Origin of the sequence: Williamsia herbipolensis (genome assembly GCF_000964005.1) — a bacterium.
Taxonomy (GTDB): Bacteria; Actinomycetota; Actinomycetes; order Mycobacteriales; family Mycobacteriaceae; genus Williamsia_A; species Williamsia_A herbipolensis.
Window position 1 is genome coordinate 1 of sequence record NZ_JXYP01000022.1, and the last position, 12213, is coordinate 12213.

At 70.1% G+C, this 12213-nt stretch carries 14 protein-coding genes; 9 read left to right on the forward strand and 5 right to left on the reverse strand.

The window, feature by feature from the left end; all coding sequences use genetic code 11:
* Window positions 1-232 precede the first annotated feature (232 nt).
* Window positions 233-1735 (reverse strand): Asp-tRNA(Asn)/Glu-tRNA(Gln) amidotransferase subunit GatB, encoded by a 1503-nt coding sequence (gene gatB / locus TU34_RS13240; RefSeq protein ID WP_045823377.1) that lies wholly within the window; start codon window positions 1733-1735, stop codon window positions 233-235.
* Window positions 1736-1883: 148 nt separating this feature from the next.
* Here gatB and TU34_RS13245 point away from each other — a divergent pair, with 148 nt between their 5' ends.
* The 4 genes from TU34_RS13245 (at window position 1884) to TU34_RS13260 (ending at window position 4415) form a co-directional block, all read left to right on the forward strand.
* On the forward strand, window positions 1884-2564 hold the full coding sequence (locus tag TU34_RS13245; protein ID WP_150116524.1) for a protease pro-enzyme activation domain-containing protein: 681 nt from the start codon (window positions 1884-1886) through the stop codon (window positions 2562-2564).
* Window positions 2561-3166: a S8/S53 family peptidase gene (locus TU34_RS13250; protein WP_045823379.1), complete on the forward strand. Its 606-nt coding sequence runs from the start codon at window positions 2561-2563 to the stop codon at window positions 3164-3166. The genes TU34_RS13245 and TU34_RS13250 overlap by 4 nt, the downstream gene beginning before the upstream one ends.
* Before the next feature lie 9 nt (window positions 3167-3175).
* On the forward strand, window positions 3176-4078 hold the full coding sequence (locus tag TU34_RS13255) for a S8 family serine peptidase (protein WP_045823380.1): 903 nt from the start codon (window positions 3176-3178) through the stop codon (window positions 4076-4078).
* A gap of 127 nt (window positions 4079-4205) precedes the next feature.
* On the forward strand, window positions 4206-4415 hold the full coding sequence (locus tag TU34_RS13260) for a PspC domain-containing protein (RefSeq protein ID WP_045823381.1): 210 nt from the start codon (window positions 4206-4208) through the stop codon (window positions 4413-4415).
* Here TU34_RS13260 and TU34_RS13265 read toward each other — a convergent pair.
* Together TU34_RS13265 and TU34_RS13270 are read right to left on the reverse strand one after the other, a co-directional pair.
* Window positions 4399-5031: a maleylpyruvate isomerase family mycothiol-dependent enzyme gene (locus TU34_RS13265; RefSeq protein ID WP_045823382.1), complete on the reverse strand. Its 633-nt coding sequence runs from the start codon at window positions 5029-5031 to the stop codon at window positions 4399-4401. The genes TU34_RS13260 and TU34_RS13265 overlap by 17 nt on opposite strands.
* 45 nt (window positions 5032-5076) lie before the next feature.
* A complete protein-coding gene (locus TU34_RS13270) occupies window positions 5077-6105 on the reverse strand; it encodes a 6-phosphofructokinase (protein WP_045823383.1) in 1029 nt (342 codons plus the stop codon).
* A gap of 179 nt (window positions 6106-6284) precedes the next feature.
* Here TU34_RS13270 and TU34_RS22375 point away from each other — a divergent pair, with 179 nt between their 5' ends.
* On the forward strand, window positions 6285-7160 hold the full coding sequence (locus tag TU34_RS22375) for a hypothetical protein (protein WP_052688919.1): 876 nt from the start codon (window positions 6285-6287) through the stop codon (window positions 7158-7160).
* Here TU34_RS22375 and TU34_RS13280 read toward each other — a convergent pair.
* Window positions 7121-7783, reverse strand: coding sequence for a response regulator (locus tag TU34_RS13280; protein WP_045823384.1), 663 nt, complete (start codon window positions 7781-7783; stop codon window positions 7121-7123). The genes TU34_RS22375 and TU34_RS13280 overlap by 40 nt on opposite strands.
* Window positions 7784-7787: 4 nt before the next feature.
* Window positions 7788-9008, reverse strand: coding sequence for a sensor histidine kinase (locus tag TU34_RS13285; protein ID WP_045823385.1), 1221 nt, complete (start codon window positions 9006-9008; stop codon window positions 7788-7790).
* Between the two features lie 181 nt (window positions 9009-9189).
* On the opposite strand from TU34_RS13285, the gene TU34_RS13290 reads away from it, so the two are divergent.
* The 4 genes from TU34_RS13290 (at window position 9190) to TU34_RS13300 (ending at window position 12210) form a co-directional block, all read left to right on the forward strand.
* Window positions 9190-9786 (forward strand): hypothetical protein, encoded by a 597-nt coding sequence (locus tag TU34_RS13290; protein WP_052688921.1) that lies wholly within the window; start codon window positions 9190-9192, stop codon window positions 9784-9786.
* Window positions 9783-9962: a hypothetical protein gene (locus tag TU34_RS22380; protein ID WP_052688922.1), complete on the forward strand. Its 180-nt coding sequence runs from the start codon at window positions 9783-9785 to the stop codon at window positions 9960-9962. Before TU34_RS13290 ends, TU34_RS22380 begins: the two co-directional genes overlap by 4 nt.
* A 23-nt stretch (window positions 9963-9985) precedes the next feature.
* Entirely contained in the window at window positions 9986-11014 is a 1029-nt protein-coding gene (locus tag TU34_RS13295; RefSeq protein ID WP_052688923.1) for an alpha/beta-hydrolase family protein, read from the forward strand.
* Window positions 11015-11082: 68 nt separating this feature from the next.
* Window positions 11083-12210: an NAD(P)H-dependent amine dehydrogenase family protein gene (locus tag TU34_RS13300; protein ID WP_045823438.1), complete on the forward strand. Its 1128-nt coding sequence runs from the start codon at window positions 11083-11085 to the stop codon at window positions 12208-12210.
* Window positions 12211-12213: the final 3 nt, after the last annotated feature.

Consider the following 12213-nt stretch of genomic DNA (forward strand, 5'->3'; position numbering starts at 1 on the left):
TCAGGCCCATTCGATCAGCGATCGATCGGATCAGCACGGTTCCCGCATGCCCAATCACGCCACGCCCACCAGATGTGACCGACAAGCCCGATGACCACGATGTACTCTTCACCTACGGAGTGCCTTCCAGTTCGGAAAAATGTTGACTTCAGCAATCACCATTATCCCTGCTGGACAGGCACTTCCGTCATTTCACACGCCGAACGACCTCAACTCTCGTGAACAATCCGGGCTAGGAGCAGGCGGCGATGACCAGTTCCTTCACCCGGGCCGGGTCGGCCTGTCCCCGTGTCGCTTTCATGACGTCGCCGACGATCTTGCCGGCCGCCTGGACCTTCCCGGAGCGGATCTTGTCGGCGATGTCGGGGTTGGCGGCGAGTGCGGCGTCGACGGCGGACTGCAGGGCGGTGTCGTCACGGACGACCTCGAGCCCGCGGTCGGCGACGATCTGCTCGGGCTCGCCCTCGCCGTCGAGCACGGCGACCGCCACCTGCTGACCGAGTTTGGTGGTCAGCGTGCCCGCCTCGACGAGGCCGATGATGGTGGCGACCTGCGCGGGCGTGATCGCGAGATCGGCCAACTCCGCCCCGCGCGAGTTCGCCTGTTGTGCGAGGAAACTGACCCACCAGCTGCGTGCGGTCTCGGCCGGTGCACCCGCGTCGGCGGTGGCGATGATGAGGTCGATGGCACCGACGTTGACGAGGTCGCGCATCACCTCGTCGGACACCCCCCACTCGGTCTGGATGCGCGCGCGGCGCAGCCACGGCAACTCGGGCAGCGTGGTCGACAGGTGCTCGACCCAGGAACGGTCGGGCGCGACCGGCGCGAGATCGGGTTCGGGGAAGTATCGGTAGTCGTCGGCGGTCTCCTTGCGGCGACCGCCTGACGTGGTTCCGTCGACCTCCTGGAAATGCCTTGTCTCCTGGATGATCTCGCCGCCGTCGTTGAGGATCGCGGCCTGTCGGCGCATCTCGTAGCGGACGGCGACCTCGACGCTCTTGAGCGAGTTCACGTTCTTGGTCTCGGTGCGCGTCCCGAACTCGGTGGCGTCCTTGGCCATCAGTGACACGTTGGCGTCACAGCGCAGCGACCCCTGGTCCATCCGGACGTCGGAGACCCCGAGGGCCTTGAGGAGGTCGCGCAGTGCACCCACGTAGGCCCGCGCGACCTCGGGGGCGCGTTCGCCGGCGCCGGTGACGGGTCGGGTCACGATCTCCACGAGCGGCACGCCCGCCCGGTTGTAGTCGAGCAGCGAATGGCTCGCACCGTGGATCCGTCCGGCGCCGCCGATGTGCAGCGACTTGCCGGTGTCCTCCTCCATGTGGGCACGTTCGATCTCGACCCGCCAGGTGGTGCCGTCGCCGAGCACCACGTCGAGGTGTCCGTCGTACGCGATGGGCTCGTCGAACTGCGAGATCTGGTAGTTCTTCGGCTGGTCGGGATAGAAGTAGTTCTTGCGCGCGAACTGGCTGGACTCACGGATCGAGCAGTTCAACGCGAGGCCGATACGGATCGCGGACTCGATCGCGGCGGCGTTGGCGACCGGGAGAGCCCCGGGCAGACCGATGCAGACCGGGCAGACCTGGGTGTTCGGCTCGGCCCCGAACGCCGTGGGGCATCCGCAGAACATCTTGGTCTCGGTGCCAAGTTCGACGTGGACCTCGAGGCCCAGGACGGGATCGAAATCACGGATCACGTCGTCGTAGTCGACGAGGTCGACGGTCGCAGCAGTCATGGCACCAGTTTAGGCCGACGCGATCTGGTCGGGCGAACACGACAAGTCGGTCTTTAGTTACGCAAGGCACTGGTCCTCGTGGTGAGATTCCCGGACACCGTCCTTCCGAGACGGTCGAGGTCCACCGGCTTGGGGGTTCGTGGTGTCGATGTCTCTTCGTGGTGTCGCGATCGCAACGACGACGTGGTGTGTCGCCGCGCTCGCGGTGACCGGCGTGGTCGCCGGTGGTGCGAACGCGAGCACCCGACTCCCCGACAGTCGCCCGTCGTGGGCGACGCCGACGGCCCTGCGGGCGCCCGTTCCCGACTCCGACATCGTCCACGCCCGGGTCTATCTCCCGTGGCGCGACACCGCGGGCCTGGCCGCGCTGACCCGCGCGGTGAGCACGCCGGGCACCGCGTCCTTCGGCCGATACCTGACCCCGGAACAGTTCCGAGACCGGTTCTCCCCCACGACACACGACGTCGCCGCCGTCACCGACTGGCTGCGCGGAGCGGGCCTGCGGGTCGTCGACGTGCCGTCGGACCGCCAGTACGTGGCCGTCGAGGGCAAAGCCGGCGACGCGACGGCGGCCTTCGACACCACACTGTCGACGTACGACGCCTTCGGTCGGATCATGCGGGCACCCACCCGCGCGCCGGCGGTTCCCGCCGCGCTGGCCGGGAAGGTCAGCGCGGTCGTCGGTCTCGACGACGGCGCCGAGGCGGTCCCCGCGGTCCGTCCCCCGAACGAGAGTCCGAACGGCACCACCCCGGCCAAGGTCGCGACCCCGGCGTCGGATTCCGTTCGGGCACACCGTGTTCGACCTCCTGGGGCGAGAAGACCGTGACGCTGCCCACCGCCGTCGATGGCAGCACGACCAAACCGCTGGCCCCCTGCGGCTACACACCGGCTCAGGTGCGTGGTCTGTACGGACTCGGCTCCGGCGACACCGGCGCCGGTCAGACCGTCGCCTTCGTGGGAGCCAACGCCAGTCCGACGATCGTGTCCGACGTGACCCAGTACTCGCGGTTGCACAACCTGCCCGATCCGCAGATCAGCCAGATCGTGCCGCCGGGCATCTACCAGCGCCCGACGACGCCGAAGAACAATCCGGGCGCCTTCTTCGGTGAGCAGACCCTCGACGCCGAGGCCATCCACACCACCGCACCGGCGGCGAAGATCCTCTACGTCGCGTCGTCGAACGCCAACCAGGACTTCGATCGCAGCGTGAAGGCGATCATCGACAAGCACCTCGCGCCGATCATCTCGATCTCGTACGGCTTCGGCGGGGAGTCGGTCCCCCAGGGCTTCGTCAACAGCCTCAACGGGATCTTCGCGCAGGCGGTTGCGACCGGTATCGGCATCTTCGTCTCCACCGGCGACAACGGTGACGAGCAGACGACACTGGGCACGACGTCGGTCGACTTCTACGCCACACCCCGAACGTGACCGCGGTCGGTGGCCATCGTCGCCGGTGCGGGTGGCTCGGTGTTCGGCTCCGGCGCGAAGCCCGCGGCGGCGGCGCCGACGTCGTCGACCGCAGGCGGCGGGATCTACGGCATCGACGACCCGGCGAACCCGGTCAACCAACCGGGGTGGACACGCGCATTCGAGGTCGGCTGGGAGACCGGTTTCACCACGGCGACAGGCACTCTCGCGCCGTTGCCGAGCGGCACCGCACCTCCGACGTCGACCCGCTACGCGTTCACCGGTTCACTGGATCCCGCCGGGCCGTCGTTCTCCGGTGGTGGCGGTGGCGGGATCAGCAAGGTGTTCCCGCAGCCGAGCTATCAGAAGGGCATCACCGACGGTGCCCGTGACGGCAGCACCGGCGCCACCGGGACCACGGGCCGTTCGCTCCCCGACATCAGTGCGCTCGCCGATCCGAACACCGGATTCCTGGTCGGTCAGACCCAGAAGTTCACCGACGGCAGCTATTACGACGAATACCGCATCGGCGGCACGTCGCTGGCGGCGCCGCTGATCGCGGGTATGGCGGCGGTGGCCAACCAGAAGGCGGGACGTGACCTCGGGTTCCTCAACCCGCGGATCTACGCGGCGTACCAGCAGAAGACGGCGAGCCTGTACGACGTCGACGAGGCGGACCTGAACAGCACGGCGGAGTTCGGGACCACGCCGTCGGTGTTCCGGGTCAACTTCACCGACACCGAGTCCGCGGCCGGCGGTCGCCAGTTCAGCCTCCGGACACTGGAACTGCCCACCCAGAGCCTGCAGTCGACACGCGGATACGACACCGCCACCGGTGTCGGCTCCCCGAGGGACTCCTCGTTCCTCACGGTCCTCGGTTCGGTGACACCTCTGCCGTACACCCCGGACCGGAAATCCCCGAAGGTGCCCTGAGGACCTCGGGGCGGCGATCCCCGGGTCGAAGCCGGGGTGAACCCCGATGCCGCGCGGCCGGTACATCCCTACCGTCGAGGGTCCGGGGTCGGCGAACTCGCCGACCCCCTGCATCCGAGGGAGAGCCATGAGCTACCACGCACCCGTACCGTCCGCCCCACGCCGTCTCCGGCGGTCGAGAACCGACTCGTGGTTCGGCGGCGTGTGCGGCGGCATCGCCGAACGTTTCGGCATGAGTGCGGGACTCGTGCGACTGCTGTTCGTGCTCTCGATCGTGCTGCCGGGTCCGCAGGTGCTGGTCTACCTCGCGTTGTGGATCGTCATCCCGCGGAGCTGAGGCGGGCGACACCGTCGCCGGAGAGGTCGGCGAGCGCGACACGACGTCCCGCGCGCGTCAGCAACACAGCCTCCGCCAGGCCCCGGACCTCGGGCGCGCCGGGACGACCCGAACGCCAGTCGAGATCGGTGGCGACCCAGGTCACGTCGGCCCGGCTCGCCCCGAACGCGAAGGCGCCCCGGGTCGAGAGGAAGTCGAGCGCCACCCGTAGTCGCGTGGGATCGAACGCGCGGTCGAGCCCGAGGGGCCTGCGGATGTCCTGGCCATGGACGAGCAGGTCGGTCAGCGGCGCCTGCGGTCCGCCGAACGGTGGCGTGAACCGGCTCTGCGCCTGCTCGCGCAGCAGCGACGGCAGCTCGTCGCGATGATCGCCGGCGACCTGCCGCGACGAGATCACGTTGGCCCGGGCCAGGTTCCCGCGGGCGCGCACCACCGCGCGCACGATCGTCGCCGGACCGGTGATCAGTGGCATCACCAGATGCCCGGCGACCTCTCGTACCGTCCACTCCGAGCACAGCGACTGCGTCGCCCACCGGGCATCGTCGAGACCGTCGAGCACGTCGGCGAGTTCCCGTCGCTCGGCGGCGATCGCGGCGAACATGTCGTCGCGGTTCATCGGGTGCTCCTCCCGGGATCACGCGCCCGCGTCGGCGCGGTCGGCTCAGCCGAAGATGACGCGGATCTCCTGGTACTGGTCCTGCGGCACGGTCTTGTGATTGGCCAGCGCCTCGCCGAAGTCGACCCGCACGATGCGCGTCCCGCGCAGCGCCACCATGTGGCCCCAGTTCTTGTCGGCGATGAGGTCGGTCACCGCCATCCCCAGGCGCGTGGCCAACACGCGGTCGAACCCGGTCGGTGACCCGCCGCGCTGGATGTGACCGAGCACGGTCGCGCGGGTCTCGATGCCGGTGCGGTCCTCGATCAACGGCGCCAACACCTCGGCGATGCCACCGAGGCGGGGCCGGTTGAACCCGTCGAGTCCCTTGGTGGAGTGGGCCGCGTCCATGTCCGGGAGACGGAAACCCTCGGCGACCACCACCATCGGCGAGCGTCCGCGGTTCTTCACGCTGGTCACCCAGGCGCAGATCTGATCGAGGCTCTCGGGCTGCTCGGGGATGAGAATGGCGTGCGCTCCGCCGGCGATACCGGAGTAGAGCGCGATCCACCCGGCGTGGCGACCCATCACCTCGAGCACCATGCAGCGCTTGTGGGAGTTGCCGGTGGTGCGCAGGCGGTCGATCGCCTCGGTGGCGATCTCGACGGCCGTGTCGAAGCCGAAGGTGTAGTCGGTGGCGTCGAGGTCGTTGTCGATGGTCTTCGGGACGCCGACGATGTTGACCCCGTCCTCGTACAGGCGCTTGGAGGCCGACGCCGTGCCCTCGCCGCCGATCGCGATCACCCCGTCGATGCCGAGGTCGGCCAGGACTCCCTTGACGACGTCGGCGCCGCCGTGGTCGGCGTACGGGCCGACGCGGCTCGTCCCCAGGATGGTCCCGCCCTCCCGCGACAGACCGCGGACCGAACTGCGATCGAGCGGCATCGTGTCGCCCTCAATCAATCCTCGCCACCCGTCACGGAAACCGACGAACTCCTGCCCGTACACTGTCTCGCCCTTGAGGACGGCCCCGCGGATGACCGCGTTGAGGCCGGGGCAGTCACCGCCGGAGGTGAGGATGCCGAACTTGCTCACGTGTGGGTGTCCCTTCAGCGCGCATCGGGGCGGCGGACCGTGTGGTCCGCTCCGGCACCTGCGTGCACTGACAATCTAGGGAATCGACGGCGGCGGCGCGCGACGGCCGACGCGCGGTCGACGGTCATCTGGCGGTTTCGATACCGGTGGGTTTCGATACCACCGGTAGAGTCTGTCCGATGACCACCGGCCGACTCGACACCCTACGGGCGTGGTTCGGCCGTCTGCTGGTGTCGGCGGTGATCATCGCGGCCGGGGTGGTCATCGCATCGCTGTCGACGACGTCGTCGGCGCCCATGATGACCACGGCGCTGACGGCACCGACCACCCTCTCGGCCCCCGACGTCGATTCCGCGCGCCTCGGCGCGAACACCCCGACCGGCGCCGCGGTGGCCGCCCTGACCGGTCCCCGTCCGGCCGACGCGATCGCCCTGATCCCGTCGGGCTTCGCCGACGAGATGGGATACCGACCGGTGCTGATCGACGGCGTACCGGCCAACCCCGACGGCGGTTGCTCGTCACCCATCGCGATGCCGATGTCGTTCGACGCACCGTGCAAGACCCATGACCTCGGCTACGACCTGCTGCGTTACGGCGCGCTCACCGGCAGCCCGCTGGGACCCTGGGCCCGGGAGTCCCTCGACAGGCAGCTGTCGACCCGCATGCACGCGAGCTGTGTCGACGACGGCTGCCAGACCGCGGCCGACCTCGCCGACGCAGGTGTCGGCGCCAACTCCCGCCGCCAGGGCGACGGCGTGCCGGTGACCGAGACCGACTCGCAGATCGTCACCTCGACGCTGCGGATGATCTGGGAACCGGTGTCACATGCCGCCGGTGTTCTCGGCACCGCGCCGGGCCGCGCGACGGTCGCCGCACTCATCGCCATGGTGGCCATCCACCTTCGGCGCCGGTCCCGTCCGCTCGCGCCCGGACCCTGGTCGTCCTGGTCGTCGGTGTGGCCCTGGCCGTCGGTGTGGTCGGTGATCACCCGTCGGCGCGTGCCCGCCCGTGACGGTCAGCGCACGCCGTTCTCGAAGGCGAAGACCACCGCCTGAGCCCGGTCGCGGAGCGACAGTTTGGCCAGCAGGTTGCTCACGTGTGTCTTCACGGTCTGCTCGGCGACGAACAGGTCGGCCGCGATCTCGGCGTTGGACTTCCCCTCGGCGAGACACTCGAGCACCTCGCGCTCCCGACCGGTCAGCGACCGCAGCGCCACCGATGGCCCCGACGTGGTCGACGGTGTGCGCCGCCGACCGGTGACCTCGGCGATGAGACGGCGCGTGATCGACGGTGCGAGCAACGCGTCTCCGGCGGCCACCACGCGCACCGCACGGATCAGTTCCTCGGCCGGCGCGTCTTTGAGCATGAACCCGGAGGCACCGATGCGCAGTGCCTCGTAGACATAGTCGTCGATGTCGAAGGTGGTCAGCATCAACACCTTCGGGCCGTCGCCGCCGGCGTCGGCCAGCACAGTGCGTGCCGCGGCGAGACCGTCCATCTCCGGCATCCGGACGTCCATCAGGACGACGTCGGGACGCGTGCGTCGGATGCCCGCCACGGCGGCGACCCCGTCGGCGGCATCGCCGAGCACCGAGATGTCGGGCTGCGCCGACAGCAGGGCCCCGAACCCCTGCCGCACCATCGCCTGGTCGTCGGCGATGAAGACGGTGATCGGCATGCGATCAGCCCGCCGTGATCGCGGCGAGCGGCGGTCGCGACGGCAACACGGCCGCCACACGGAACCCGCCGTTGCCGTCGGGCGCGGCGTCGACCGATCCGCCGACCGCATGGGCCCGCTCGACCATGCCGGGGATGCCGTGGCCACCGGCCGGATGGGTGTCGGAGGGGGCCGGATCGCCGGGCCCGTTGCGCACGGTCACGCTGACCACCGTCGCCGACACGTCGACGGCCACCGACACCGGGGCCGACGGGGCGTGTCGGGCGGCGTTGGCGAGACCCTCCTGCACGATCCGGTAGGCGACGACGCCGACGGTGTCGGGAACGGTGGCATCGCGGCCGGTCAGCGTGTAGTCGACGGCCATCCCCGCCCCGCGCGTGGCGGCGACGAGACGGTCGATGTCGGCGACGCCCGGCGTCGGGGCCTGCGGTGCCGCGTCGTCGTCGACACGGAGCACCCCGAGCATCTGGCGCACCTCGTCGAGCGCCTCACGGGCCATCCCCGCGATCGACTGGAACTCGGCGTCGACGGTGTCGCTCACCCCGTCGACGCGGTACCGGGCGGTCTGCGCGGCGACGACGACCACCGACATCCGATGCGCGACGACGTCGTGCAGATCCCGAGCGATGCGGGCGCGTTCGGCCAGCACGGCGCTACGTGAGGCGGCGACGTCCTTCAGTTCGGTCTCCTGCGCCAGCTGGCGGCGGGAGCGGACGAGCACGCGCACCAGGACGCAGATGACGAACAACACGGTGACCCCGGCGATCCACCCCGCACGGGCGCCGGCGGGCGCGCCGAGGAGCGTGATCAGACACGTGGCGGCCCACGCGATCGGCGTGAACCGGATCGGTCCACGCAGGAACGTCGCGGTGGTGAGCACCAGGATCTCGATGACGTGGACGACCTGGATGTGCCAGGCCCACCCGTTCACCGGTTCGAACGCCAGACCGATCACCACCGCCGAGATCACCGAGACACCCCATGCCGGTGCGGGTCTCGCCCACGCCAGCATGATCGGCAGCGATGCGAAGGCCGCGACGACGGGCAGTAGGACGGTCAGCACATGGTGCGTGACCGACAGCGTCGGCCAGGCGACGGCGAACATGACCAGTGCGGTGACGGTGAGCACCACGTTGATCGGACGGGCGAGAAACGCGACCACCGCGGGATCCGATGCCAGGGGTACCCGTCGCAGCGCGGCCGCCACAGACTGTCGTCGTGTCATCTGGACTCCTTCATCGGTGACCAGGCTAGGTCCCGACCACGGTCGTCGTCCTCATACCGGCGAGGGACTTCTCCGGTGCCCCGCAGGTATGACACGGCGGCCGGACACCCACCGGAGCACCGGCGACGAATGGCGCCACAGGGTGATGTGGTGGGGCACGCCGCGTTCTACGGTGACGCCCATGACCAACGCGAGACGTCGAATCCTCCTGCCCCTGATCACTTTCGGACTCCTGCTGTGCCTGCTGATGGTGGCCGCGCAGGCCGGACTGTGGGGGTCGCGTGACGCGGCGACGCGATGGACTCCGCCACCGGCCGATCTCCTGACCCCGGCCGGGGCCGCGGTGTCGGCCCTCACCGGACCCGACCCGATGGGTGCCCTCACCGCGTTGGGTCCCGATCCGCGTGCGGCCCTGGGGTACACGCCGGTGATCATCGACGGTTCGCCGGCGGCGGGCGGCGGTGGGTGTTCGTCGCCGATCCCACTCCCCCGACGCTTCGAACCACTGTGCAGGATCCACGATCTCGGCTACGACCTCCTGCGGTGGGGTGCGCGCACCGGTCACCCGCTGGGGCCATGGGCACGACATCGCATCGACCACGACCTCATCGAGGGGATGCATCGGGTGTGCGACGACCCGATCTGCACGGCCGCAGCCGATCTCGTCGACATCGGGGTCTCGGGTAACACCTGGCGCCAGGGCGGGCGGGATCCCGTGGGCGGCGAGGACCTCGGCGACATCGGGGTCTCGATCGCGGTCGCGGTGGCGCGGCCATGACACCCGGCGTCCGCAGGCCCCGACGCGCCGGGGTCCTCGGTGCCGCGATCGGCGCGGTGGTGGCCGCCGCACCGGGATCCCTCCCCCGGGATCCGCTCGTCCACGCCGCGACCCTCGGGGTCACCAGACCGTCGGATTCCTTGCAGGCTCCGCGATCGGCCGTCTCGCCCACCTGATCGGTGGGGGGCGAGGCGCACGGGTGGGACGTCTGTCGGCCGCCGCGGCGGCGGTCGCCGTGGCGGCATCGATGTCGATCTCCGTGTGGTGGCAGAACGTTCTCCGTGGCGCGATGGGGATGCCGGAGATCGGGACGGGTTGGGCCGCAGCGTCGGTGGCGGTCGTCGCGGTCGGCGTCGCGGCGCTCGTCGCGCCGAGACCCACGACGCTGCTGGCCTCGGCGGTCGTCCTCACGGGAACCGGTGTCGCACAGGCCGCGGCCGTACCGACCGCACCGACCACGTCGTCGATCGAGGAGGCGACGACGACGACCGCGGATCGACTGGTGATCAGCGCACCGTTCGACGCCCGGCCGGTCGCCGAACGAGCCCGAGACCTCGTGGCGCGGTGGCGCGCCGCGGGCGGCGCCCGACGCGGCGCGGTCGTCGTGGCCGTACCCACCGGTTCCGGGTGGGTCGACACCGACGCCGTCGTCGGGTTCGAGACCCGCCTACACGGGGACGTCACGACGATCGCCCTCCCCTACGACGACGCACCGAGTTGGCAGGCCTTCGTCGGCGGGGCGGCCGCCGTGGCGCGCAGCTCGGCCGTCGCGACGCTGAACGCCCTCGACAGCGACCTCGACGACCATCCGACACACGCGCGTCCGCAGATCTACCTGTACGGCCAGAGCCTCGGTGCGATCGGCGCCGACGCGGCGCGCATCTGGGCGCGACACCGCGGCGTCGCGGTCTGTGCCACCCTGCTCGCCGGTCCTCCCGCACACACCGTCGCGTCCCGGGCCGCTCATCGGGAGGTCGTGGTCAACGCCAGCGATCCGGTGGGCCGGTGGTCGCCGTCGCTGCTGTGGCGACCCGCACCGCGGTGGCCCGGCCACGACGACCTGCCGCGACCGGTGTGGCTACCGGTCGCCTCGTTCCTCCAGACGAGCGTCGACCTCCTCGGCGCGTTGTCGTTCCCGGCCGGCCACGGCCACCAGTACGGGCCGGAACAGTCCGCGGACGCACCGATCTGCGCCCCGAAACGGTCCGCCCACGCCGACAGGGCTTGACCAATCAGCTGTCTGGACTAGTGTCTGATCTGTTGTTCACCCCCTCTGCGCTCGAACAGGAGAAGCCGATGACCATCCGCGTCGCCCTCGTCGGGACGGGCAATGTCGGTCGGCTCGCACTGCGGCAACTCATCACCGACGAACGGTTCGACCTCGTCGCGGTGGGTGTGGTTACGCCCGAGAAGATCGGGCGCGACGCCGGTGACCTCGCCGGACTCGACGTCACGACCGGCATCACGGCGACACAGGGTCTCGACGGCATCATCGCCGCCGGGCCCGACTGCGTCGTCCACTGCGCCATGGGCGACACCCGGATGGGCGAGGCGACGAAGGACTGCCTACGCCTGCTGTCGGCGGGCGTCGACGTGGTGGGGTCGTCGCCGGTGTCGTTCCAGTACCCGTGGAAGACGATGCCGGACAAGCTGATCGACCGGATCGAGGAGACCGCCGTCGCGCAGGGTGTCAGCATGTTCGTCACCGGTGTCGACCCCGGGTTCGCGACCGATCTGCTGCCCATCGCGCTGGCCGGCACCTGCCAGGAGATCCGCCAGATCCGCTGCATGGAGATCGCCGACTACGCCACCTACGACGGCGCCGAGGTGATCTACGACGTGATGGGGTTCGGCTCCCCCGTCGACGACCCGCCACTGTTCCTGCAACCCGGCGTGCTGAGTCTCGCGTGGGGATCGGCGATCCGGCAGTTGGCCGACGCGCTCGGCATCACGCTCGACGAGATCGTCGACCACAACGAGCGCGAACCGGCACCGGAGGACTTCACCATCGCCGCCGGACCGATCGCGCAGGGCACCACCGCGGCCATCCGGTTCGAGATCCGCGGGATGGTCGGTGACCACCCGGCGATCGTGGTCGAACACGTCACGCGCCTGCGGCCCGATCTACGACCCGACTGGGCGCAGTCGGCGCAACCCGGTGGTTCCTATCGGGTGGAGATCACCGGCGAGCCGTCCTACGTGGTCGACATCTGCCCGACCAGCGTGCACGGCGACCACAACCACGCCGCCATCGTCGCCGCGGCCGGGCGCATCGTGAACGCGATCCCCGCGGTCGTCGACGCGCCGCCGGGACTGCGCACCACGCTCGACCTCCCGCTGGTGAACAGTCGTGGCGTGTACCGCCCCGACCCCCGGGATCTCTCGACCACGACCGAACATCACATCAGCCACACCGGACAGTGAGGA